Source organism: Solitalea agri (assembly GCF_023914155.1).
In the GTDB taxonomy this organism is placed as follows: Bacteria; Bacteroidota; Bacteroidia; order Sphingobacteriales; family Sphingobacteriaceae; genus Solitalea; species Solitalea agri.
In genome coordinates, this window is record NZ_JAMWYS010000028.1 from 108,419 (window position 1) to 130,469 (window position 22,051).

Consider the following 22,051-nt stretch of genomic DNA (forward strand, 5'->3'; position numbering starts at 1 on the left):
ATACAAAACTCTACGCCTTTGAACTTAACATCACAAAAGGAATAATCATTTCTTCAAGTGAAATACCTCCGTGCTGAAAAGTATTGTTATAATAGTTTACAAACTGATTATAGTTATTAGGATAGATAAAATACTCATCTTCTTTAGCGAAAATAAAACTCTGACTTACATTAAGCTTTGGTAAAAAGGCATCAGCGGGGTTTTTAACATGAAAAACCTCTTTCGGTTCAAATGCAAGATTTTTGCCTTGTTTGTAGCGTAAGTTGGTATTGGTATTTCTGTCACCAACAACCTTGCTTGGCGTTTTTACACGAATAGTTCCATGGTCGGTGGTAATGACAAGTCGAATGTTCTTTTGTGACAGTTTTTTTAGTGTTTCCAATAATGGAGAGTTTTCAAACCATGATAAGGTTAATGAACGATAAGCTTTTTCATCCGAAGCCAGCTCACGAATCATTTCCATCTCGGTGCGCGCATGTGAAAGCATATCAACAAAGTTGTAAACGATTACATTAAACGGAGTATTAACCAATGTATGAACATTATCAACCAGGTCTTTTCCTTGCTCATAGTTTAAAACTTTAGTGTACGAAAACTTAACATCTTTTCTGGCACGCTTTAGATGCTCTCCCAAAAACTCCTCCTCATACATGTTTTTTCCGCCTTCGTCATCATCATTTTGCCACAGGTTAGGGTGACGTTTCTCCATTTCAGAAGGTAGTAACCCAGAGAAAATAGCATTTCGGGCGTACTGAGTTGCGGTTGGCAAAATGCTGTAGTAACTTTCTTCGCTTTCAATTCTGAAGTACTCGCCTACAATCGGGCTAATGATCTTCCATTGATCATAACGAAGATTATCAATTAAAACAAAGAAGGTAGGTGTAGAATCCAGGAAAGGGAAAACCTTAGTTCGCAATAACTGATGCGATTGTGTTGGTGCCGTATCAGGGTTATTGAGCCATTTTATATAGTTTCTTTCTACGAACTTAGAGAACTGCGTGTTTGCTTCGCGCTTTTGTTGGGTTAAAATTTCATGCATCCCCTGATCTTCCAGATTTTGAAGTTCAAGCTCCCAATATATTAGCTTCTTATAAACATCGGCCCATTCTTCGTATGAAAGGTTATCATTCAGGGTCATTAACAGGTTCCTGAAATCCTGTTGATAAGCCGAAGCTGTTTTCTCTCCCACCAATCGTTTGTTATCGAGAATTTTTTTGATTGTCAGCAGTATTTGCTTAGGATTAACCGGTTTAATCAGGTAATCGTCTATCTTTGATCCAATCGCATCTTCCATCAGGTACTCTTCCTCACTTTTAGTGATTAGTACCACAGGGATATCCGTATTAATATTTTTAATTTCAGTTAACGTTTCAAGTCCGGTTAAGCCAGGCATGTTTTCGTCTAAAAATATAAGGTCAAAGTGCTCGGCTTTAAAAGCGTCAAGAGCGTCACTGCCATTGGTTACAGTTTTAATGTTATAGCCTTTATCTTTCAAAAAAAGGATATGCGGTTTTAATAAATCAATTTCATCATCAGCCCAAAGAATTGTTGGTTCCTGCATATTTTGTTGAATTAAAGTGGTTAAAAAAAAATGACTAAAAGGCTTTAGTGCACAAACAGGAAATCGCTTGCTGCGTTTTCACCCGTAAATTTACCAAATTTGTAGTCTAATAGTAGATATGCTCAATAAGAAGAAAATTGTAAACGACCCAGTTTATGGGTTCATTAATATACAATACGAAATTATATTCGATTTATTGTCTCATCCCTGGTTTCAGCGGTTAAGAAATATAAAACAATGTGCAATGACCCATTTGGTTTATCCTGGAGCAATGCACACCCGTTTCCAGCACGCACTTGGGGCAACACATTTAATAAGCCTGGCTATTGAAACGTTGCGATCAAAAGGTCATGAAATTACGGAAGAAGAGGCAGAGGCGGTGACAATTGCCATTTTATTGCACGATATCGGGCATGGTCCTTTTTCACATGCACTTGAGAATTGCATTATTGAAGATGTTCATCATGAGACTATTTCAGCCTTAATAATGGATAAACTCAATAAAGAATTTAACGGACGGCTAACGCTGGCGATCGATATTTTTAACGACCGCTATTCCAAGAAGTTTTTACACCAGCTAGTATCAAGTCAGTTGGATCTCGATAGGATGGACTATCTTAATCGGGATAGTTTCTTTACGGGTGTATCTGAAGGAGTAATCAGTTATGACCGCATCTTAAAAATGTTGAATGTGGCTAATGATCGGATTGTTGTTGAGGAGAAGGGTGTTTATTCAGTGGAGAAGTTCATTATTGCACGCAGACTTATGTATTGGCAGGTTTACCTGCATAAAACTGTTATTGCCGGAGAAACCATGCTGTTTAAGATTTTAAAGAGAGCAAAGGAACTGGCGTTGAATGGCGTTGAATTGTTTACCACACCATCCTTCCGTTTGTTTTTATATAACCGGATTGCCCACGAACGATTTCTTTCGGATGAAAAATACCTGCAGGAATTTGTAAAGCTCGACGACCACGACATTAATGCCTGCATTAAAATTTGGGCTGACCATGAAGACAAGATCCTTTCCTACTTGTGCAAATCATTAATTAATCGCAAGCTGTACAGAGTAGAAATACAGAAGGAGCCTATTGGTAAAACCCGAATTGAAGAGATTAAACGACAAGTGAAGCAGCACTTTGGAATTAACGATGATGAAGTGCATTATTTTGTTTTTTCGGATTTGATATCAAATAGTGCCTACAAAAAGGTGGATAGGATAGAAATTTTGCGAAAAGATGGTTCTGTAATCGACTTAACTGAAGCTTCTGATAATTTTAATATTGAAGCCCTGGCAAAAACAGTTGAAAAGTACTATTTGTGCTCTGTGAAAATTTAGAATAGAGTAATGTGACAAATCAGAAAAAAACTGTGCAAGGTATTCTGCAAATGAAGCAAAGTATCAATGAATTATCTTTTCTTTGCAATCTGAATTGATATTAGGCAAATTATTCATTTGTTAATGTGAGGGAAATTTCGTCACCTTTGTAAAATTTTTAAAGTACAAATTATTTACATGATCCGGTTTACCGCAGCGGAATTAGGCAAATTATTAAATGGGGTTGTTGAAGGCAATCCGGATGTTACAGTTTCAGAACTCGCTAAAATTGAGGAAGGTACAACTGGCTCTCTTTCTTTTTTAGCAAATCCTAAGTACGCGCCTCATTTATACACTACAAATGCTTCAATAGTTATTGTTAACAAGGATCTGGTGCTTACTGATGAAGTTAAAAGCACATTGATTAGAGTGGATGATGCCTATTCGGCGTTTTCAATTTTACTTGAAAAATATAATTCTATTAAACAAAATAAATCCGGGATAGAACAACCTTCTTACATTGGCCAGTCGGCAACAGTTGGTGATAATTTATATCTGGGAGCATTCGCATATATTGGTAATAATGCCAAGATTGGAAACAACGTAAAAATTTATCCACAGGCATACGTTGGTGATAACGTTAAGATTGGCGATAATTCAGTGATTTTTGCCGGAGTAAAGATTTATGCTGATTGTGTAGTTGGCAGCAATGTAACCATTCATTCGGGAACAGTAATTGGAAGCGATGGTTTTGGTTTTGCTCCGCAAGCCGATGGTACCTACGCAAAGGTAGCTCAAATTGGAAATGTTATTATAGAAGATAATGTAGAGATTGGAGCTAATACAACTATTGACCGAGCTACTATGGGCTCTACCATTATTGGTAAAGGAGTTAAAATGGATAACCTAATCCAGATAGCACACAATGTTGAGTTAGGAGCCAATACCGTAATTGCAGCTCAGGCTGGCGTTTCGGGCAGTACAAAAGTTGGCGAAAACTGCGTAATCGCTGGACAAGTGGGTATTGTTGGTCATATTACTATTGCTAAAGGATCGCAATTTGGTGCCCAGTCAGGTGTTCATCGCACTATTTCTGAAGAAAATAAAAAATGGAACGGTTCCCCTATCGATCCTTATATCAATTCTCTAAAAACTATTCAGGTTTTATCTCGTCTTCCAGAGCTGGAAAGAAAAGTGTATGAACTTGATAAGGCCCTAAAAGCGTCAAAAGAAAACAAATAGTGCGTTTTTATACCGTAATTAAAAACGGTTTACCATCATTCCGTTAAAAATTCTATTTTTAATAACTTAAAAGCTAGTTTTTAGTAATTTTGCAGGCTGAAATAATTGGCGCTGTGTTAAATCTATAATAATAAGATATGACCTTATTGTTGCAGCCGAATAAAATTACTTTGAATGAACGTTAAGCAAAGAACTCTTAAGGCTCCTGTATCGGTATCTGGCGTTGGCCTGCATACCGGAGCAAGTGTAACTCTTACCTTTAAACCTGCCCCTGAGAATCACGGTTATAAGTTTCAACGTATTGATTTACCCGGTAATCCGATAATTGATGCCGACGTAGATAATGTTGTTGATACCTCACGTGGAACCACTTTAGAACAAAATGGCGGCCGTATTAGTACTATTGAACACGTTTTAGCGGCTTTGGTAGGGTCAGAGGTGGATAATGTTTTAATTGAGGTGGATGGACCGGAAGCTCCCATTATGGACGGAAGTTCTATTCAATTTATTGAATCATTTGAGAAGGTCGGTTATGAAGATCAAAGAGCCGATCGTGAATATTTCCATATCAATCAAAATATTCATTATGCAGAGGCTGATCGTAAAGTGGAAATGATTGCTATGCCTGCCGATGATTATCGATTAACTGTTATGGTTGATTATAATTCACCGGTTTTAGGAACACAGCACGCGAATATTTCTCATATTTCTGAGTTCAGATCAGAAATTTCTTCTTGTCGTACATTTGTTTTCTTGCATGAGCTTGAGCTTTTATTAAAGCATGGCTTAATAAAAGGAGGTGATTTAAATAATGCAATTGTTATTGTTGATCGTGAGGTTAATGATGATGAGCTAACTCACCTGGCTAAATTATTTAACCGCGAGAAGATTGCAGTAGCCAGAGAAGGTGTTTTAAATAATATCTCTCTTCGTCATCAGAATGAGCCTGCTCGTCATAAATTGCTTGATGTTATTGGCGATTTAGCTTTAGCAGGTATGCCTTTGAAAGCGCATATTATGGCAGCACGTCCTGGTCATGCTGCTAACGTTGCGTTTGCCAGAAAAATCAAAGCGATGATCAAAAAAGAACGTCGTGGTAAATCCATTCCATTGTATAACACCAATGCCAAACCGGTTTATGATGTAAACGAGATCATGGCTCGCTTACCACATCGCCCGCCGTTTTTGTTGGTAGATAAGATTCTGGAAATTTCTTCTAATCACGTTGTTGGGGTAAAGAATGTAACCATGAACGAGCCGTTTTTTGTGGGCCACTTCCCGGGTAGTCCGGTAATGCCTGGAGTATTGCAGGTAGAGGCATTGGCGCAGAACGGTGGAATTTTAGTGTTAAATACCGTTCCGGATCCTGAAAACTATCTTACTTACTTTATGAAGATAGAAAGCGTAAGGTTTAAGGAAAAAGTTCTTCCTGGAGATACCCTTGTTTTAAGATGTGATTTAACAGCTCCAATCAGACGCGGTATTTGTCAAATGAAAGGCGTTGTAATTGTTGGCGATAAAGTAGTAACTGAAGCCGAAATGATGGCTCAAATTGTAAGAAAACCTAACGTATGATTCAACCATTAGCATACATTCACCCACAGGCTAAAATTGCTGATAATGTGGTGATTGAACCATTTGTAACCATTCATAAAGATGTTGAAATTGGTGAAGGTACTTGGATTGGCTCAAATGTTACCATCATGGATGGTGCCCGTATCGGGAAAAACTGCCGTATTTTTCCGGGTGCTGTAATTTCAGCAGTGCCTCAAGACCTTAAATTCGGCGGTGAATATACTACAGCCGTAATCGGAGACTATACAACTATTCGCGAATGTGTTACCGTCAATCGTGGTACCACTGACCGTAAAGAAACCCGTATCGGTAAAAATTGTCTGTTGATGGCCTATGTTCATATTGCTCATGATTGTATTATAGGCGACAACTGTATTCTGGCTAACTCAGTTCAGGTAGCAGGTCACGTTACTATTGATGATTGGGCAATTATCGGAGGTACTTCGGCTATCCATCAGTTTGTTTCTATTGGGGCCCACGTAATGATTTCAGGTGGTTCTTTAGTGAAGAAAGACGTTCCTCCTTATACTAAAGCCGGTCGTGAGCCTCTTTCATTTGTTGGTATAAACTCTGTAGGGTTACGTCGTCGTGGTTTCAACTCTGAGCAAATCAGTCAAATTCAGGAAGTTTACCGTATTTTATACATGAAGAACTTCAATAATACAAAAGCATTGGATATTATTGAAGCCGATATTACTCCTACTGAAGAACGCGATGAAATTGTAAACTTCATCCGTAACTCAAACCGTGGTATTATGAAAGGCTTCTCTAGTAATTAATGGAGATTAGCCTGCAAAATATTGGCAGACGCTTTAACCGCGACTGGATTTTTAAAGGAGTTGATTATCAATTCGAACAAGGTAATTCTTATGCCGTTTTAGGTCCGAATGGATCGGGTAAATCAACTCTTGTTCAGATAATAGCGGCAAGTTTAAGTCCTTCAGAAGGAACTATTACCCACCAGTATAAAGGAAAAAAAGTTGAAGCTGAAGAGGTTTTTCGCCTCCTCAGCTTTGCTTCTCCTTATCTCGAGTTGCTCGAAGACTTTTCCCTTAGCGAGCTCATCGATTTTCATTTCGGCTTTAAACAATTTGTGCCTGGTTTCGATAAGCATCAGGTAATTGAATTGCTTGGCTTTCAGAACTATCGGAATCGTTTGATAAAAAACTATTCATCAGGGATGAAACAGCGTGTGAAGCTGGCTTTAGCCGTTTGTTCAGATGCCCCCCTACTTTTATTAGATGAGCCAACTGCAAACCTTGATCATCAGGGCGTTGATTGGTATTTGAGCCTGATCGAGCGCTTTGCTGCAAATCGTTTAACAATTATTTGTTCAAATCAGGAACATGAATATTCGTTTTGTAAACAGCAATTAAATATTGTTGATTATAAACGGGTTTAATCTTTAATTATCCTTCAATCCTCATTTATTCTCGAAACATAATCTTTCTGACTTTTTTTGAAAGACTAACTGATTTTTAATCCCGAAAGCAATCAGGATCAAGAACCCAGTAACTAACTTTCGTGGTTGTTGGTACATTTTTAATTCATGTGGGTTTTATTATCTTTGCGGCTCAATTTCAAATACTTTAAATTTTTATGGCTAAGGCTTCGGACGTAAAAACCGGTAATATTCTTCGCTTTAACGGCGAATTGGTGTTGGTAGAAGAATTCATTCACCGTACACCAGGAAACCTTCGTGCTTTCTATCAGGCTAGCATGCGAAATGTAAAAACCAACAAATTGGTTGAATATCGTTTCCGTACTGATGAAGAGGTGACCATTGCTCGTGTTGAAACTCAAAACTATCAATACTTATATGAAGACGGTGAGAATTTGGTTGTAATGGATAATAACACTTACGATCAAATCTATGTTCCAAAAGCAATGTTTGGCGATGCAGTAAAATTCTTGGCCGAAGGAATGCAGGTAATGGTGGCACTTGAGAATGAAGAGCCTATTATGGCTACCATGCCAAGCCACGTAACCTTAGAAATTACGTATTCAGAACCGGCTGTTAAAGGGGATACTGCAACCAACGTAACCAAAGCGGCTACCGTTTCTACTGGAGCTGAAATCCGTGTTCCTTTATTTATTAACGAAGGCGACAAAGTAAGAATTGATACCCGTACAGGTGACTATATCGAGCGTGTAAAAGAATAACAGAATTTACTTCAAATAATAAAAGAGGGCCTTTGATTGATCAAAGGCCCTTTTGCTTTAATAGCTACCGGTTTAAAATATTAGTTTATAGCCTCTGCCGTGCACATTGATAATCTCAACGGCTTCATCTTCCTTAAAAATCTTCCTTAATTTACTAATGTAAACATCCATGCTTCTGGCATTAAAGTAGTTATCGTTACCCCATATGCTTATCAATGCCTGTTCCCTGCTCAGTACATCATTTTTATGTTTGCAAAGCAAGTGAAGCAACTCAGATTCTTTTGACGAGAGTTTTTGGGAATTATATCCGTTATAAATCTCCTGAAGCAATGGATCGAACAAAACCGACCCCACCTGAAATTTATCAGGCTGCTTTTCTTCTATAACCTGATTGCTACTCCGTTTTAACAGAGCGTTAATGCGTAATAACAACTCTTCAATTCTAAATGGTTTAGTAATATAATCATCACCTCCAATGTTAAATCCCTGAACTTTATCTTCAAGCATCGACTTTGCGGTGGCAAAAATGATTGGAATATTTTGATTCAATTCCCTGATCTCCTGACCAAGCGTAAAGCCATCTTTTTTCGGCATCATTACATCCAAAATACAGATGTCGAAGCTTTTTAGTTTGAATGCATCTAGGCCCTGCATCCCATCAATACACAAAGTAACCTCATATCCGCCTTTAAACTGTAAATATTCCTGCAGCACCATGCCCAGATTAGGATCATCTTCAACAAGTAAAACTTTTTTGCTCATTATTTAGTCGATAAATTAACTTATCAGAAAACTTAATTCGAAAGTGCTGCCTTTTTGTGGTTCACTTTTAACCGAAATATTCCCCTTTAACAGTTTAACAATGGAATATACATAGTTAAGACCCAATCCGAATCCTTTTACGTTGTGTAAATTTCCTGTATGTGCCCGATAAAACTGATCGAAAACTTTGCTTTGTTGCTCCCGGGTCATTCCAATGCCGTTGTCTAGAACTCTAATCAATAGTAAATTGCCAAGGTTTTGTGTTGAAATAGTGATTTCAGGAGTGCCTTCAGAATACTTTAATGCATTATCCAACAAATTGAAGATCACATTTGAGAGATGCAGCTCATCACCTGTTATCACGTACTCTGTTGCCTGTAAATCGAAATTCAAAATAGCGGTTCTGCGTTTAAATTGAAGATCCATGCTATCAGCAACTGCCGCGATCAGGTTATGCATATTGATCTGCTTCTGATCGAGTTTAAGGTCACTTTTTTCCAGACGAGCCATGCTTAATACACGTTCAACATAACTGCTCAGTCTAAGATTTTCATCATAAATAATTCCTGCATATCTGTTGATCATCTTTTTGTCGGCTGCCATTTCTTCATCTCGTAAGGCTTCACTCGCCAGCATAATGGTGGCCACAGGAGTTTTAAACTCATGGGTCATATTGTTAATGAAATCACTCTTCATTTCTGATAATTTCTTTTGCCGTAAGAGTGCTGAAATAACTACTGCAAAGCAGGCCATAATTACGAGTACTATTAAGGAAGATGCAAGAATCAGTATGCCCATTTTCTTCCATAAAAAATCGGATTTATTAGGAAATACGACTACCAAAGTTCCGGCGCTGTGCAAAACATCTTGGGGAAAAAGAGCGGTTTGGTATGTGCCTTTAATGGTTTTTTGAGAATTAGGCTTAGTTGACACCGAATGAAATACGGTTTTGCTGCTGTCGTTCACCAACGAAAATTGATAATTCAAATCGATTCGGGCCTGATTAAAACCCTCCTTTAATAACGAATCTACATTTGAGGGTCGTACTCTTTCTAACAGCGATTGTTTTTTCCAATTAGCTTCGACAGCTAGTTTTTCAAAAACTTCCACCCGCTTTTTAAATCTTGATACCGAGTCGAGCCAGGCAGAAACCAGAACATCCTCTTTTGGCTCTTTTTCGTCTTCAACCAGGTCAAATCTTCTTTCAACCATAAACTCATGCTGCCGATCACGTTGCACATCAGGAACAATCATTGGATTGGGGTGACGGAAATAAATGACGGTTGAATCCATCTCTCCATTAGGGCCCACTCTTACAATAACCCGATTGTTTAGTTTATTTCGTTTTACTTTTATCTTCGGAGCTTTATCAATGGATTTAATATCATTTGCATCCAGCATATTTCCATCGAGCATATTTCCTTCTAATTGATTAAAAACAAATATTTTAGGATGAGCTGTAAGTGAGTCTAGTCGATAACTTTCGTTGGCAATTGCCGGGGTTCTGGCTACTCTAATTTCCTCGGTATACTGTTTCTTTTTCCCTGTTCTTTTCAAATGTTTTTTAGTAGGAGGCGCAAGCGTAAAAACCGGAGGCGTTTCCGCTTGGGTCCGGATGAAACCTAAGGCCTCATTTTTCTCAAGTTTGGCAGCAACAGTTTGCATAACTGTTTTTACTGTTTGGTCGAACAGCTGCGATTTTACTTTATAAGAATCATATAAAAAATAGCCTTGCATTGCCATGAGGCCAATCAGGCCTATGCCAATTGCAACTACAATCAATACAAAACTTTTTTTCTTCATCTTATTAGTGCTTATTAAAGCAAAGCTAATCACCAAGATTAACGCTGGCGAACATTTAACACTTTTTAACATGCCTTTAACATTTTTTCACCAAGCGTACCACTACTTTTGAGGTATAAACATGTATTTAGAAATGAGAAAGTACGTACTAATTGTCACACTGGCCTCGTTGAGCATTGCTGGCTATGCGCAAGAAAAATCGCCTAAGAAAGAAGTCGTTTACCGCAAAATTGAAATTAAGGGTAATGACACTATTGTGGATGTAACTAAAAACTACGACCAGCTTTCAGAGGCTGAACGCAAAGAACTTGACCAATTAAAAGAGATAAAAATATCCCCCGACACTCACCGAGTTAAAGTAATTAGAAAACTTGACAGCGCTGGAATGGCTAAATTGAAAAAGGAAGGGAAATGGGTAGAATCAAAAGATAGTGACGTTTTTATTGTTAAAAGCGATAGCCCTAAAATCATTATGGATGGTCCTGGAAATGAGGGAAAGGTTATTGAAAAAAGAATAAATAAACGTGTGGAGGTAACTGTTGATAGTACTGGTAAAAGAAAGGTTATCGTTATTAATGCTGATGGACCTGATGATGAAATTATTGCGCCTGGAATGATTGACGAAGATATCATAATTGAAGGTGCTCCTAAAATGAAAGGAGAACGGATTAGAATCCGTAAACAGTTCTCTCCAGAATATGACTTAAATTTTAAACTTCCTACAAAAGGCTCAATTCTGGTGAGTGTAAACGATGAAGATGGCAAAGAGGTTTACAAAGAAACCATTAACAACTTTGCCGGTAGTTTTTCTAAAACCATCGAGTTGCATCCGGGTAAGTACCAGGTTTCAATTAGCCAAAAAGGCAAGCAAATTTTGAGCTATAGTTTTGTTAAGTAACTTCTCAACACATATAATGTAAAAGCCGTTCATACATACCTGAACGGCTTTATTGACTTATAATAAGGGCATTAATTCCTTTGCGACACGTTCCCCTGATCGTACTGCACCATCGATATAACCATTCCAAATCTCCGAAGTTTCGGTGCCGGCCCAATGAATATTTCCTACTGGTTCGCGCAAAGTCTTACCAACGCTGGTCCATGCACCTGGAGGCATAATGCCTGCGAAACAGCCACGGCTCCACTCTTCTTCGGCCCAGGCCTGCTCCAGATATTGTTCGTAGTTTCGGGCATCAGGTCCTAGAAATGAAGCAAAGCTATTAATAACAGCTTTTTCTCTTTCTGAAGTGGTTAATTCCATAAATGCTTTAGCCTGATTAGCTAATACAAATCCCATAAGCATCCCTTTCGAGCCATCTTTGGGCGAATTATCAAATGTTACAGAGATTAACCCGTTGTTGGTAGTGCATAAGCCATTTAATCCTTTATCGCGCCAAAAAGACTTATCGTAAATGGCATAACATTTTACTACGCTACCCATAAACATACGCTGCATCAACTGATCACGGTTGGGTGGCAGTGGTTGGTTGAACTCAATTCTGGCAGCCATGGCGGGTGGAACAGCAACTATTACTTTTCGAGCGCGATAGTTAAATCCCTCGCCAATTACATCATCGCCTTCACTATCTTGGTTTATTCGTTTAACAGGCGAATTAAGCTGAATTTCATCCGCTAATAGCGCGGCCATTCTGTTAACAACCTCCTGGGCTCCGCCAACGAAACGTTCTTCTTGGGCGCCTTTTTTAATATTCATCAGGCAATCGAAATCGGTGCCTGATTTTGTATAGAAAAGCGCATGTAATAATGATACTTCGGATGGGTGAGCTGCGAAAATAGCTTCAGCGGCTACCTGGAAAAATGACCGGGCTACTTTTGAACCCATTTGTGACTCCATCCAACTTTGTAAAGTCATTGAATCATACTGTTTAGCATTCTGACTTTGCCATGGAGCATGTAAGTCGATGCCTTTAGAAAGTTTGTTGATTTTCTTAATGGCCGCATCTAAACTTAATAAGGCATACACGGGTAAAGGAGGAATAAGTCCTTTGTAAGCTTTTACTTTGTCTTTATAAAGCAATGTGCTTTTACCCTCATCATAGGTTTTAAAAGTTTCTACCTCAAATTCTTTTGCAAGCGCATAGATTCGATCTTGAGTTGGGCCAATCCATTGACCTCCTAAATCAACGTAATTCCCATCATTTAAATATTTGGTATAAACACGCCCTCCAACTCGGTCTCGCGCTTCAAGTACTAAAACTTTTTTCCCAGCTCGTTTTAAATTTAAAGCGGCAGTAACTCCTGCATATCCGGCACCAATAATAATAACATCGAAATTCATAACAGTTTTAGTTTGATTGAGGGAGCGATGAATTTGTAAGAAACAATATCAGCTTTTATTGGTAACTTTTAGCTATTAAACGATGTTTTTCATTCAATTTTTATGCTTATTAGTTCAACTAGGACTTTAAAGAAATTTAAATAGGCATAAAAAAACCGACGCGATGGCCGGTTAGTATTCTTTTAATCAATTTGTTAGAAAGGAAGATCGTCAGCTTCACCCGGTTCACTTGATAAATCAGGAGGAGTGAATGATGGCATCTCATCAACCGGTGCTCCGGCAGCCGCTCCTGTAAGAATATTCACTCTCCAGATTTGAAGTGTATTAAAATAATCAGTCTTACCTGTCTTTGGATTGTTCCAAGCACGACCTTTTAAATTAAACGCCACTTCCACCATATCTCCCACTTTACATTTATCCATTAGTGAAACTCTATCCTGAATAGCCTCAAATTTAATGAACTCAGGATATGAAGGATTTTCTGCGTATTCAATAACTAACTCACGTTTACGGAAAGAAGATGTAACCTCCATTACTTCCGAAATTTCGTGTACTTTACCTTTAATGTCCATAATATTGACGAATTTAGCCTGCAAAATTAATAATCAATTCCTTATTAACAGATGTCTGTTTTCAACAAACCTGAAAAAATTATTGTTACCTGTCCTAAACACCTTGCAACCTACCTCCGAAGAGAGATTTTGTACATGGGGTTTGAAATTGTGGATGAGGGGCAAACGTATATAGAAACCCACGGAACGCTTACCGACTGTATTAGGCTGAACCTTAATTTACGTACCGGAAACAATGTGTTGTATGAATTGAAAAGCTTCCGTGCAATGGATGCTGATAAATTATACGACGAACTGATTCAGATGCCTTGGGAAGCATGGCTGGATGAAGCGGGTTATGTTTCTGTTACTTGTAACGTTAACAATCCGTTTATTGATAACACCATGTTTGCCAATATGCGTGTTAAAGATGCAATTGTTGATCGGTTAACACAAAAACGTGGCCGCCGACCTGATTCTGGACCTAAACGTGATAAGGCCGTAATTCACCTACATTGGCAGGAAGACAGAGTTTCTGTATATATTGATTCTTCAGGTGAAACGCTTTCGAAACATGGTTATCGCAAGCATCCCGGCTTGGCACCTATGCAGGAAAGTTTGGCAGCGGCGGTAGTGATGGCTACCGGTTGGAATGGAAGCGGAAATCTGATCAACCCAATGTGCGGAAGTGGAACCCTGGCAATTGAAGCAGCGTTGTTCGCATTAAATCGTTCGGTTGGTTTATTCCGCGATAATTTCGGCTTTATGCATATTAAAGGATTTGAGGAAGAAGTTTATGTTACTGAACGCCGCAAGGCTCGTGAGTTAGCGAAAAAACTGATTCCAGGTAAAATCATCGCAACGGACTTAAATCCTAAAGCAGTTGAATTAGCGCGTAAAAACGCCATTACTGCCGGAGTAGAACAATACATTGATTTTGAGGTCTGTGATTTCCGCGATACTGAAATTCCTGAAGGCGAGGGTGTGGTTGTTTTCAATCCTGAATATGGCGAACGTTTGGGTGATTATGAAGAACTGGTTGAAATTTACAAAGCAATTGGCGATTTCCTGAAACAAAAATGCAAAGGCTATAACGGATATATTTTTACTGGAAGCCCGAATTTGGCAAAAAAAGTGGGACTTAAAGCTTCTCGTAAAATTGAATTCTTTAACTCAAAGCTCGAGTGTCGTTTATTAGAATATGAATTGTACGACGGTACCAAGCGGAGCGAAGAAGATAGGCCAAAGAAGAAAACAGAGTAAAAGTATTAATCAACTATAATTTGTCATTCCGATAAAGGAGGAATCTCTTGCTTCGGAATGGCATATTGAAAACGTAAATTTTTCAATTGACACCATTCTCTTTTCAATCCATCGGCATTGTTCACTCTCCGTTTAAAGAGAAATTTGGTATTCCACGTCAACCGGGGCTAGCTCCTTCTTCGAAAGCCGTTCTTGAGTTATTGCCACCTTTTAATGTGCCTGATGCGGTAAATGGTCTTGATCAGTTTTCGCATATCTGGGTTGTTTTTGTTTTTCATGAAACAGCTCAAAGAGGATGGACTCCAACAGTTCGTCCGCCACGCTTAGGAGGTAACGAACGAATGGGAGTATTTGCCACGCGTTCTACCCACCGTCCCAATCCCATTGGCTTATCAGTCGTTGAACTAGATAGAATAGAAGTGAATGGAGAGAAAGTACTTCTTCATCTAAAAAATATCGATCTCTTAGACGGCACGCCTGTACTCGATATCAAACCTTATATTCCTTATTCAGATGCTTTGCCACAAGCCAATGCCGGTTTTGCTGCCAGTGCACCGGAAAGGATCATGACTGTGAGTTTTGATTCAGCAATTGCAGAACAACTTGCGGACTTGCCCGATCTAAAACAGCTTATTATTGATGTGCTTAGTTTCGACCCACGACCGGCTTATAAAGTCGAAAAGTCAGAAGATAGAGTTTATGGAATGGCTATTGGCGATAAGGATGTTAAGTTTATAATTGATAAGAACAAACTAAGGGTAATTGGGTTATAATAGCTGTCTACAAACAACACCCCAATATTGAAAAACAATTACTATGAATATCGAACTTCTACGTGATTTTTGCATTACCCAGAAAGGTGTAACTGAAGAATTTCCTTTTGATCAGGATACATTGGTTTTTAAAGTGATGGGTAAAATGTTTTGTCTGATCAGTTTAAGTAACCCGAATTCTTGTAATTTGAAATGCGATCCTGAAAAAGCTGTTCAACTTCGTGAGGAACATCCGGAAATTACAGGTGCTTTTCATATGAACAAAACTCATTGGAACACCGTTCGGTTTGATGGAACACTTAGTGACATGGGTATTTTCGAGTGGATAAAAGATTCTTATAACCTGGTTGTTGCCGGATTGCCAAAGAAGCTGCGCATGGAGCTAGAAGATTTGGAAAAATAAGAAAGTATTAATGCAATGATTCTGCAGAGCTTTTTAGTAATTTGATATACTCTTTTAAAATCAAAAAAATATGTGGGCAGTAGTTGAAAATAAACTTACCCGAACATTTCAGTTTGGAAGCTTTGTTGAAGCGTGGGGCTTCATGAGTAAAATAGCCCTAATCGCAGAGCGCATGAATCATCATCCCGAGTGGACAAATGTTTACAATCAGGTTGAGATCAAACTAAGCACTCATGATGCAGGAGATATCGTAACCAAAAAAGATCATGAGCTGGCTCAGGCGATTGATCAATTGTTGCATTAAGTCTCATCTTATCACAACAAAGTGACGCAGGGCTTGCTCAGCTACCTGTAAATTCCTTCTCTGATTTTATACTTTAGGGCTCCATTATATAGATTTATGAAGAAGACCCTATCGTTGATTTTTTCTTGTGCTTTAGCTCTCTGTAGTAGTGCCCAACAAACTCCTTTTGAAAAGAGTAATGGGAAAGAGACCGCTACTTATACTGAGCTTATTAGTTACTTTAAAAACATTACCCAAAAATATCCCGAAGCTAAATTGTTGGAGTATGGCACTACTGATATTGGTAAGCCATTAAATCTTCTGGTTTTATCAAAATCAAAAGATTTCGATCCTGTTTCTCTTCATACCAAGGGCAAAGCAATCATACTTATCAATAACGGAATTCATCCGGGAGAGCCTGAAGGAATCGATGCCACAATGATGCTGGTTCGTGATTTGTTGGAAAAGAAACAACTTCCTGATAATGTAGTTTTATGCTTTATTCCGGTGTACAATATCGATGGTATGCTAAACCGAGGGCCAAATTCTCGTGTAAATCAAAATGGACCTGTTGAGTATGGTTTCCGAGGGAATTCCCGAAATCTCGATCTGAACCGTGATTGTATTAAAACAGATTCTCGTAACTCACTTGCTTTTCAACAAATCTTTCAGAACTGGAAACCTGAAGTTTTTCTAGATAATCATACCAGTAACGGGGCCGACTATCAGCATGTGATGACTTATATAGCTACGCAAAAAGATAAGCTTAACCCTGAAGTATCGGCTTACATGAATAATAAACTGATTCCGGTGTTATTGGCAAAGATGAAGGAGCGTAAGTTTGAAATGGTTCCCTATGTAAACGTTTGGGGCAACACTCCTGATAAAGGATATGAGGGATTCAATGATTCACCACGTTACACTACCGGTTACAGCACCCTTTTTAACAGTATTGGTTTTGTGGTAGAAACACATATGTGGAAGCCTTTTGATCAACGAGTTTGGGCCACTTATGCATTTATGCAAGAGTTGATCAACCAAACGGAGAAAGATGCGAAGGAAATAATTGATACTAAACGCAAAGCGGACGAAATGGTAAAGAATCAAACTGCATTTGCCATGGATTGGAAGGTGGATACTTCAAAAGTTGAACAAATTGCCTTTAAAGGATTTGAAGGAAAGTATAAGCCAAGTGAGGTAAGCGGTTTAGATCGTTTATATTACGATAGAAGTGCTCCGTTTGAGAAACAAATTGATTATAAAAACTCTTTTAAGCCAACTCAATTAGTAGGAAAACCATGGGCCTATGTGATTTCGCAATCTTGGGGAAAAGTGATTGAGTTGTTGAAGTTGAATGGTGTGCAGATGAAACCTTTAACAAAAGATATGGCATTACGCGGTGAAATGTATTTTATCGATGATTATAAAACAGGAACACGACCGTATGAAGGGCACTATCTTCATTCAACTATAAAGGTTACGAAAGACACCATGAACGTTCAGTTTTATAAGGGTGACTATGTTGTTCAGGTTGATCAGGCTGTTAATCGTTATATTGTTGAAACGTTAGAGCCGCAAGCGATTGACTCCTATTTTAACTGGAATTTTTTCGACAGTATTTTGGGACAAAAAGAAGGCTTTTCGGATTATTTATTTGAAGACATAGCTACCGAAATCCTTAAAAAAGACCCTGAATTAAAAGCAAAATTGGAAGAGAAACGAAAGGCTGATCCAAAGTTTGCTCAAAGTGCTTATGCTCAGCTCGACTTTATTTATAAAAACTCACCTTATTACGAGAAAACACATAACCGTTATCCGATAATGCGGTTACTACAACCGGTTTATTTAGGAAACTAATAATAGAACGCCCGAAATTTCGGGCGTTTCTATTTATCAAAAAGAGTTAAAACTAATTTGCGCTGGCAGCCGGCATCATTGCCGAAACATCAATACCTAAACCGGATGCAATTCCGGCGCCTAATCTTGGGTCGGCGCTGAACCAGTGGCAAAGTTGACGGTTGATGATTTCCAATCGTTTGAAGTCCTTCTATTCCACTTATTGCTCCTGTAATATTCCTAATAGCATTCTTTTTTGCTTCATCGCTTATTAAACGAAACAGGTTGCCAGGTTGGGTATAATGATCATCATCGTCTGGAGCATTCCGGTCGTACCAATCAGCAATGGCTGAATCCAATACCCTCCTACCACCGTTACCATCTAGTGTTTTCAAAACCAGACTAGATTAACCATCAATCAAATTGATTGTTTTTATAATCAAATAGAAAAATTCGATATTTGCTCGGTTGTTTGATAGAAACGACTTATTGATATGACATTAACTCAATTAGAATATATTGTTGCGGTTGATACACACCGGCATTTTGCAACTGCAGCTGATAGTTGTTTTATAACACAGCCAACCTTAAGTATGCAAATTCAAAAGCTGGAAGAGGAGTTGGGGATAAAACTTTTCGACCGCAGCAAGCAACCTGTTTTACCTACCGAAGCGGGTAAAGAGGTTATTGCTCAGGCTCGGGTGGTTTTGCAAGAATCGGCCAGACTGAAAGAAATTGTAAAGAATAAGGTAGGTGAAATAGAAGGTCATTTGCGCTTGGGGATAATACCTACACTTGCCCCGTATCTGCTGCCCTTGTTTTTGAATTCATTCCTTGAAAAGTATCCCAAAGTGAAAATCAGTGTTTGGGAGGAAACCACAGAAAACATTATTGAACACCTGAAGTATAACCGATTGGATGCCGGAATTTTAGCTACTCCACTGAATGATAGCAGTATTTTTGAATATCCATTGTTTTATGAGGAATTGCTGTTGTATGTTTCGCAACGCAACGAGCTAATGAATAAAGAATTTGTTTTGACAGATGATATTGATATAAAGAAGTTATGGCTCTTGCAGGAAAGTCATTGCATGCGCTCACAAATTATGAATTTGTGTCACCTTCGTAGTCAGCTTAAGGAGGATAACAACTTTGAATATGAAGCAGGAAGTATAGAAACACTGAAGAAAATGGTTGAGCTGAACAATGGCATTACCGTTTTACCCGAATTGGCCATTTATGACTTAACGGAAGAAAAAAAATCGCAAGTGCGGCACTTTATTGCACCTGTGCCTGTTAGAGAGATAAGTATTGTTACCCATCGAAGTTATGTGAAAAAGCGCTTGCTCGATGCTTTGAAAGCTGAAATACTGAAAGTAGTGCCATCGCATATGCTTGAACGCGAACAGCTGAATATAGTGCCCATCTAGCAGTATGCAGTCGACAGTCGGCAGTCTCCAGTCAAACAAAATACAACTGATTGGACAGAGCTGATTGCACAAGAGCACTGCCGACTGCAGACCGCCGACTGGAGACCCTTTTTTCTTACGGCAAAAAAAAATACCTTAGCCACCCATTAATTTTTATGCAAGAGATCTTACAAACAACGCCCGTTGCGGCCATCATATTTGCTTTTACTGTTTTAACCAGTGCTTATGGTTTGTTTTTTAACCATGATGTCAATTCTCAGTTCAGCCTTCATCCTTATAGTATTAATCGGGGTAGCCGTTATTATACCGTTTTTACCAGTGGACTGATTCATGCCGATCTAGGGCACCTGCTTTTTAACATGCTAACCTTTTATTTTTTTGCCTTTCCACTTGAACAGATCTTTGTAATGGCAAAAGGGCCAGCCGGTCATTGGTGGTTTGCCGGAATGTATGTTTTAGCACTTGTTTTAAGCGATATTTCAACCATTATTAAACAAAAAAACAATATTCATTATTACAGTTTGGGTGCTTCGGGAGCTATTTCGGCGGTTTTGTTTAGCATGATACTCTTTATGCCGCAAATGAAAATTTCAATGATGTTTATACCAATAGGAATTCCGGCATACATTTTTGGTCCACTCTATTTGGCCTATTGTGTTTATGCATCAAGGAATCATCGCGATAATGTTAACCACGATGCCCACTTTTATGGAGCGGTAGCAGGATTGCTATTTACCATTATATTGTTTCCAGGTATATTCTCAGAGTTTGTTGGACAATTGATCAGATAAAAAGAGTTCTTTTTAAATCAAAAGATAGTGAGAGTCCGGTTCATAATAGGCCGGACTTTTTTATTTCAAATTAGATAATGCTCAAACTTATTTTAATTAATTCCCGGCGGAGTAACAAGGTATGGTTGGAATTTAAAGAGCATTGAAAACAAAAAAAGTTCGGGCAAGTTGCTGCTGATATATTCAGGGCGGTATTCAACCTTGGATCACCACATGGGTGAGGATGCACCAATTGTATTTATGATTATCTTTTTTATATTCACCTCTTTGTAAAGGCTTTCCGCGTGAAAAATTATTCAGATATAGAGCTGCTAAATCTCATAAAACAGGATAATAAAAACGCTTTTGAAGAATTATATAACAGACATTGGGAACGATTATTCGCAATAGCCTGTTATAAGCTATCTTCAAAAGATGATGCTATTGATCTGTTGCAAGATCTGTTTTTTCTATTTTGGGAGAAACGTAATGAAATTGTTATAACAGAGTCGGTAGCAGCATATCTCAACGTAATGCTTAAGTACCGGGTGTTTAACTTCTATAAACATACGCAGGTAAAACAGATGCACTCTGATCATGTTAAAGCCACCCATAGCGAACAGGATTCGTCTACCATTGATCAGCTTAATCTAAATGAACTAAACAGATCGTTAAAGCTAGAGATCGAACAAATGCCCGAGAAAATGCGTGAAGTGTTTTTACTGAGCCGAATGGAGGGTTTGTCGATCAGCGAAATTGCCCACCGGTTATCCATTTCAGAGCAAACCGTAAAAAATCAGATCAGCAACGGGATAAAACGTTTAAAAAATCGTTTCGGCACTAATTATTCTGCTGAATGATTATTCAGGTATTGTTTATTCTGCCTTTCTTAAAATTTATTAAAAAAAATTTTACACTCCTCTAGTACTATCTATTTTCATAATTGTCTTTATGACTGAAAACCCTAATAAATTGCAACAAAAGGACCCTATAAAGAAACCATCCGGTAAGTTTTACCCTTCAACAGTGGAGGAGCAAAAACAATTGGATGAATGGTTTGAATCATTGCCTGGCAATGATTCGGGGGCTCCTTTTGAAGATGAAAACGAAAAAAAGGTGATCCGCCAACATGTGCTCAATAGTGTGTTTAGTCGGATAGCGGAAAATGATCAGGAGGCAGAGGGAACTCCGGTGCGTACATTGAAATGGACCTGGTTAAAAGTTGCAGCCTCAGTTGCCGCAGTTACAACCATAGGCTGGATGGGGTATTCTTATTGGGCTAAGCCACATCCTATAGAGTACCTGACTGTTACTGCTCAGGGAGGAAAAGTAATGCAGGTAACATTGCCGGATAATACTACTATTTGGATGCAGTCCGGCAGTACCTTAAAATATCCCAAGCAGTTTAGTGATACTACCCGGGAGATTTACCTTGAAGAAGGTTTGGCCTATTTCAAGGTTACACATAATGCCGAGAAACCATTTATTGTGCATACTCCCAAACTAGATACCAGGGTGCTGGGAACATCATTTGTGATTAAGGCTTATCAGCAGATGGAGGACGTAGAAGTGGAGTTGATTACTGGTAAGGTAAGGGTGAGTCATGATCAGCAGATTTTAGGAGAGCTTGCCCCCAATATGCGTTTAACCTATCATAAGGCTTCTGCAAAAGCTGAAATTGAGGAGTTAAATACAGAAACTTCTGCTTCGTTTGTAAACGGTGTGATTGTATTACAAAGGGCAGGTTTTGATGAACTTTTTGCAACACTTCAGTCGCTTTATTCAGTGCATTTTAATTATGATAAAGCATTGTTAAAAGACTGCAGGTTCAACTTAAGGTTCAATACAAACTTAAAAGTGGAGCAGGTATTAGAAATTGTTAATGGTATTCATCCAATTAAATATGATGTAAAAGGGAAGGAAATTACAATAAAAACGGAAAGTTGTGATAGGTAGATAAAAAAAACAGCGCTTGCTGCAACAAGCGCTGAACGAACTGATTGTCGTGTTTTTTAAAGC

22 protein-coding genes are annotated in these 22,051 nt (G+C 38.5%); 16 read left to right on the forward strand and 6 right to left on the reverse strand.

Annotation, left to right across the window (positions count from 1 at the left end; all coding sequences use genetic code 11):
- Nucleotides 1-10: 10 nt before the first annotated feature.
- Nucleotides 11-1,561 carry a T9SS response regulator signal transducer PorX gene (gene porX, locus NF867_RS08115; protein WP_252587314.1) on the reverse strand — a complete coding sequence of 517 codons (1,551 nt, stop codon included), beginning with the start codon at nucleotides 1,559-1,561 and terminating at the stop codon, nucleotides 11-13.
- Nucleotides 1,562-1,679: 118 nt separating this feature from the next.
- Between porX and NF867_RS08120 the strand changes: the two genes are divergently transcribed.
- The 6 genes from NF867_RS08120 to efp all read left to right on the forward strand — a co-directional run bounded on the left by NF867_RS08120 (nucleotide 1,680) and on the right by efp (nucleotide 7,859).
- Nucleotides 1,680-2,900 (forward strand): HD domain-containing protein, encoded by a 1,221-nt coding sequence (locus NF867_RS08120; RefSeq protein ID WP_252587315.1) that lies wholly within the window; start codon nucleotides 1,680-1,682, stop codon nucleotides 2,898-2,900.
- A 180-nt stretch (nucleotides 2,901-3,080) separates the two neighbouring features.
- Complete coding sequence (gene lpxD, locus NF867_RS08125; protein ID WP_252587539.1) at nucleotides 3,081-4,121, forward strand: UDP-3-O-(3-hydroxymyristoyl)glucosamine N-acyltransferase; 1,041 nt, start codon at nucleotides 3,081-3,083, stop codon at nucleotides 4,119-4,121.
- 174 nt (nucleotides 4,122-4,295) lie between these two features.
- On the forward strand, nucleotides 4,296-5,696 hold the full coding sequence (locus NF867_RS08130) for a bifunctional UDP-3-O-[3-hydroxymyristoyl] N-acetylglucosamine deacetylase/3-hydroxyacyl-ACP dehydratase (RefSeq protein WP_252587316.1): 1,401 nt from the start codon (nucleotides 4,296-4,298) through the stop codon (nucleotides 5,694-5,696).
- Entirely contained in the window at nucleotides 5,693-6,475 is a 783-nt protein-coding gene (gene lpxA, locus NF867_RS08135; RefSeq protein ID WP_252587317.1) for an acyl-ACP--UDP-N-acetylglucosamine O-acyltransferase, read from the forward strand. The genes NF867_RS08130 and lpxA overlap by 4 nt, the downstream gene beginning before the upstream one ends.
- Complete coding sequence (locus tag NF867_RS08140; RefSeq protein ID WP_252587318.1) at nucleotides 6,475-7,098, forward strand: ABC transporter ATP-binding protein; 624 nt, start codon at nucleotides 6,475-6,477, stop codon at nucleotides 7,096-7,098. Before lpxA ends, NF867_RS08140 begins: the two co-directional genes overlap by 1 nt.
- Nucleotides 7,099-7,295: 197 nt before the next feature.
- On the forward strand, nucleotides 7,296-7,859 hold the full coding sequence (gene efp, locus NF867_RS08145) for an elongation factor P (RefSeq protein ID WP_252587319.1): 564 nt from the start codon (nucleotides 7,296-7,298) through the stop codon (nucleotides 7,857-7,859).
- Between the two features lie 72 nt (nucleotides 7,860-7,931).
- Here the strand turns inward: efp and NF867_RS08150 are convergent, their stop codons facing one another.
- Entirely contained in the window at nucleotides 7,932-8,621 is a 690-nt protein-coding gene (locus NF867_RS08150; protein WP_252587320.1) for a response regulator transcription factor, read from the reverse strand.
- 15 nt (nucleotides 8,622-8,636) lie between these two features.
- On the reverse strand, nucleotides 8,637-10,424 hold the full coding sequence (locus NF867_RS08155; RefSeq protein ID WP_252587321.1) for a sensor histidine kinase: 1,788 nt from the start codon (nucleotides 10,422-10,424) through the stop codon (nucleotides 8,637-8,639).
- Nucleotides 10,425-10,557: 133 nt separating this feature from the next.
- On the opposite strand from NF867_RS08155, the gene NF867_RS08160 reads away from it, so the two are divergent.
- Nucleotides 10,558-11,322, forward strand: a complete 765-nt coding sequence (locus tag NF867_RS08160; protein ID WP_252587322.1) for a hypothetical protein — start codon at nucleotides 10,558-10,560, stop codon at nucleotides 11,320-11,322.
- 57 nt (nucleotides 11,323-11,379) lie between these two features.
- Here the strand turns inward: NF867_RS08160 and NF867_RS08165 are convergent, their stop codons facing one another.
- Entirely contained in the window at nucleotides 11,380-12,756 is a 1,377-nt protein-coding gene (locus tag NF867_RS08165; RefSeq protein WP_341870041.1) for a flavin monoamine oxidase family protein, read from the reverse strand.
- Between the two features lie 161 nt (nucleotides 12,757-12,917).
- A complete protein-coding gene (locus NF867_RS08170; protein ID WP_252587324.1) occupies nucleotides 12,918-13,295 on the reverse strand; it encodes a DUF3127 domain-containing protein in 378 nt (125 codons plus the stop codon).
- A gap of 51 nt (nucleotides 13,296-13,346) precedes the next feature.
- On the opposite strand from NF867_RS08170, the gene NF867_RS08175 reads away from it, so the two are divergent.
- The 5 genes from NF867_RS08175 to NF867_RS08195 all read left to right on the forward strand — a co-directional run bounded on the left by NF867_RS08175 (nucleotide 13,347) and on the right by NF867_RS08195 (nucleotide 17,853).
- Complete coding sequence (locus NF867_RS08175) at nucleotides 13,347-14,537, forward strand: THUMP domain-containing class I SAM-dependent RNA methyltransferase (protein WP_252587325.1); 1,191 nt, start codon at nucleotides 13,347-13,349, stop codon at nucleotides 14,535-14,537.
- Between the two features lie 86 nt (nucleotides 14,538-14,623).
- Nucleotides 14,624-15,310 (forward strand): tRNA (N6-threonylcarbamoyladenosine(37)-N6)-methyltransferase TrmO, encoded by a 687-nt coding sequence (gene tsaA / locus NF867_RS08180; RefSeq protein WP_252587326.1) that lies wholly within the window; start codon nucleotides 14,624-14,626, stop codon nucleotides 15,308-15,310.
- A 43-nt stretch (nucleotides 15,311-15,353) separates the two neighbouring features.
- Nucleotides 15,354-15,713, forward strand: coding sequence for an MmcQ/YjbR family DNA-binding protein (locus NF867_RS08185; protein WP_252587327.1), 360 nt, complete (start codon nucleotides 15,354-15,356; stop codon nucleotides 15,711-15,713).
- A 70-nt stretch (nucleotides 15,714-15,783) separates the two neighbouring features.
- On the forward strand, nucleotides 15,784-16,017 hold the full coding sequence (locus NF867_RS08190) for a 4a-hydroxytetrahydrobiopterin dehydratase (RefSeq protein ID WP_252587328.1): 234 nt from the start codon (nucleotides 15,784-15,786) through the stop codon (nucleotides 16,015-16,017).
- Between the two features lie 96 nt (nucleotides 16,018-16,113).
- Nucleotides 16,114-17,853: a M14 family metallopeptidase gene (locus NF867_RS08195; protein ID WP_252587329.1), complete on the forward strand. Its 1,740-nt coding sequence runs from the start codon at nucleotides 16,114-16,116 to the stop codon at nucleotides 17,851-17,853.
- Nucleotides 17,854-17,942: 89 nt separating this feature from the next.
- Here NF867_RS08195 and NF867_RS08200 read toward each other — a convergent pair whose 3' ends face one another.
- Nucleotides 17,943-18,227: a catalase-related domain-containing protein gene (locus NF867_RS08200; protein ID WP_252587330.1), complete on the reverse strand. Its 285-nt coding sequence runs from the start codon at nucleotides 18,225-18,227 to the stop codon at nucleotides 17,943-17,945.
- Between the two features lie 99 nt (nucleotides 18,228-18,326).
- On the opposite strand from NF867_RS08200, the gene NF867_RS08205 reads away from it, so the two are divergent.
- The 4 genes from NF867_RS08205 to NF867_RS08220 all read left to right on the forward strand — a co-directional run bounded on the left by NF867_RS08205 (nucleotide 18,327) and on the right by NF867_RS08220 (nucleotide 21,988).
- Nucleotides 18,327-19,262: a LysR substrate-binding domain-containing protein gene (locus tag NF867_RS08205; protein ID WP_252587331.1), complete on the forward strand. Its 936-nt coding sequence runs from the start codon at nucleotides 18,327-18,329 to the stop codon at nucleotides 19,260-19,262.
- Between the two features lie 155 nt (nucleotides 19,263-19,417).
- Complete coding sequence (locus NF867_RS08210) at nucleotides 19,418-20,053, forward strand: rhomboid family intramembrane serine protease (RefSeq protein WP_252587332.1); 636 nt, start codon at nucleotides 19,418-19,420, stop codon at nucleotides 20,051-20,053.
- Nucleotides 20,054-20,337: 284 nt separating this feature from the next.
- Complete coding sequence (locus tag NF867_RS08215) at nucleotides 20,338-20,892, forward strand: RNA polymerase sigma factor (RefSeq protein WP_252587333.1); 555 nt, start codon at nucleotides 20,338-20,340, stop codon at nucleotides 20,890-20,892.
- Between the two features lie 91 nt (nucleotides 20,893-20,983).
- Nucleotides 20,984-21,988 carry a FecR family protein gene (locus NF867_RS08220; RefSeq protein WP_252587334.1) on the forward strand — a complete coding sequence of 335 codons (1,005 nt, stop codon included), beginning with the start codon at nucleotides 20,984-20,986 and terminating at the stop codon, nucleotides 21,986-21,988.
- Nucleotides 21,989-22,051: the final 63 nt, after the last annotated feature.

What these genes read in the sequence shown, in the direction of transcription:
- porX (WP_252587314.1), bottom strand. Translation starts at nt 1,561, where the DNA reads ATGCAGGAACCAACAATTCTTTGGGCTGATGATGAAATTGATTTATTA.
- NF867_RS08120 (WP_252587315.1), top strand. Translation starts at nt 1,680, where the DNA reads ATGCTCAATAAGAAGAAAATTGTAAACGACCCAGTTTATGGGTTCATT.
- NF867_RS08130 (WP_252587316.1), top strand. Translation starts at nt 4,296, where the DNA reads ATGAACGTTAAGCAAAGAACTCTTAAGGCTCCTGTATCGGTATCTGGC.
- lpxA (WP_252587317.1), top strand. Translation starts at nt 5,693, where the DNA reads ATGATTCAACCATTAGCATACATTCACCCACAGGCTAAAATTGCTGAT.
- NF867_RS08140 (WP_252587318.1), top strand. Translation starts at nt 6,475, where the DNA reads ATGGAGATTAGCCTGCAAAATATTGGCAGACGCTTTAACCGCGACTGG.
- efp (WP_252587319.1), top strand. Translation starts at nt 7,296, where the DNA reads ATGGCTAAGGCTTCGGACGTAAAAACCGGTAATATTCTTCGCTTTAAC.
- NF867_RS08150 (WP_252587320.1), bottom strand. Translation starts at nt 8,621, where the DNA reads ATGAGCAAAAAAGTTTTACTTGTTGAAGATGATCCTAATCTGGGCATG.
- NF867_RS08155 (WP_252587321.1), bottom strand. Translation starts at nt 10,424, where the DNA reads ATGAAGAAAAAAAGTTTTGTATTGATTGTAGTTGCAATTGGCATAGGC.
- NF867_RS08160 (WP_252587322.1), top strand. Translation starts at nt 10,558, where the DNA reads ATGAGAAAGTACGTACTAATTGTCACACTGGCCTCGTTGAGCATTGCT.
- NF867_RS08170 (WP_252587324.1), bottom strand. Translation starts at nt 13,295, where the DNA reads ATGGACATTAAAGGTAAAGTACACGAAATTTCGGAAGTAATGGAGGTT.
- NF867_RS08175 (WP_252587325.1), top strand. Translation starts at nt 13,347, where the DNA reads ATGTCTGTTTTCAACAAACCTGAAAAAATTATTGTTACCTGTCCTAAA.
- NF867_RS08185 (WP_252587327.1), top strand. Translation starts at nt 15,354, where the DNA reads ATGAATATCGAACTTCTACGTGATTTTTGCATTACCCAGAAAGGTGTA.
- NF867_RS08190 (WP_252587328.1), top strand. Translation starts at nt 15,784, where the DNA reads ATGTGGGCAGTAGTTGAAAATAAACTTACCCGAACATTTCAGTTTGGA.
- NF867_RS08195 (WP_252587329.1), top strand. Translation starts at nt 16,114, where the DNA reads ATGAAGAAGACCCTATCGTTGATTTTTTCTTGTGCTTTAGCTCTCTGT.
- NF867_RS08205 (WP_252587331.1), top strand. Translation starts at nt 18,327, where the DNA reads ATGACATTAACTCAATTAGAATATATTGTTGCGGTTGATACACACCGG.
- NF867_RS08210 (WP_252587332.1), top strand. Translation starts at nt 19,418, where the DNA reads ATGCAAGAGATCTTACAAACAACGCCCGTTGCGGCCATCATATTTGCT.
- NF867_RS08220 (WP_252587334.1), top strand. Translation starts at nt 20,984, where the DNA reads ATGACTGAAAACCCTAATAAATTGCAACAAAAGGACCCTATAAAGAAA.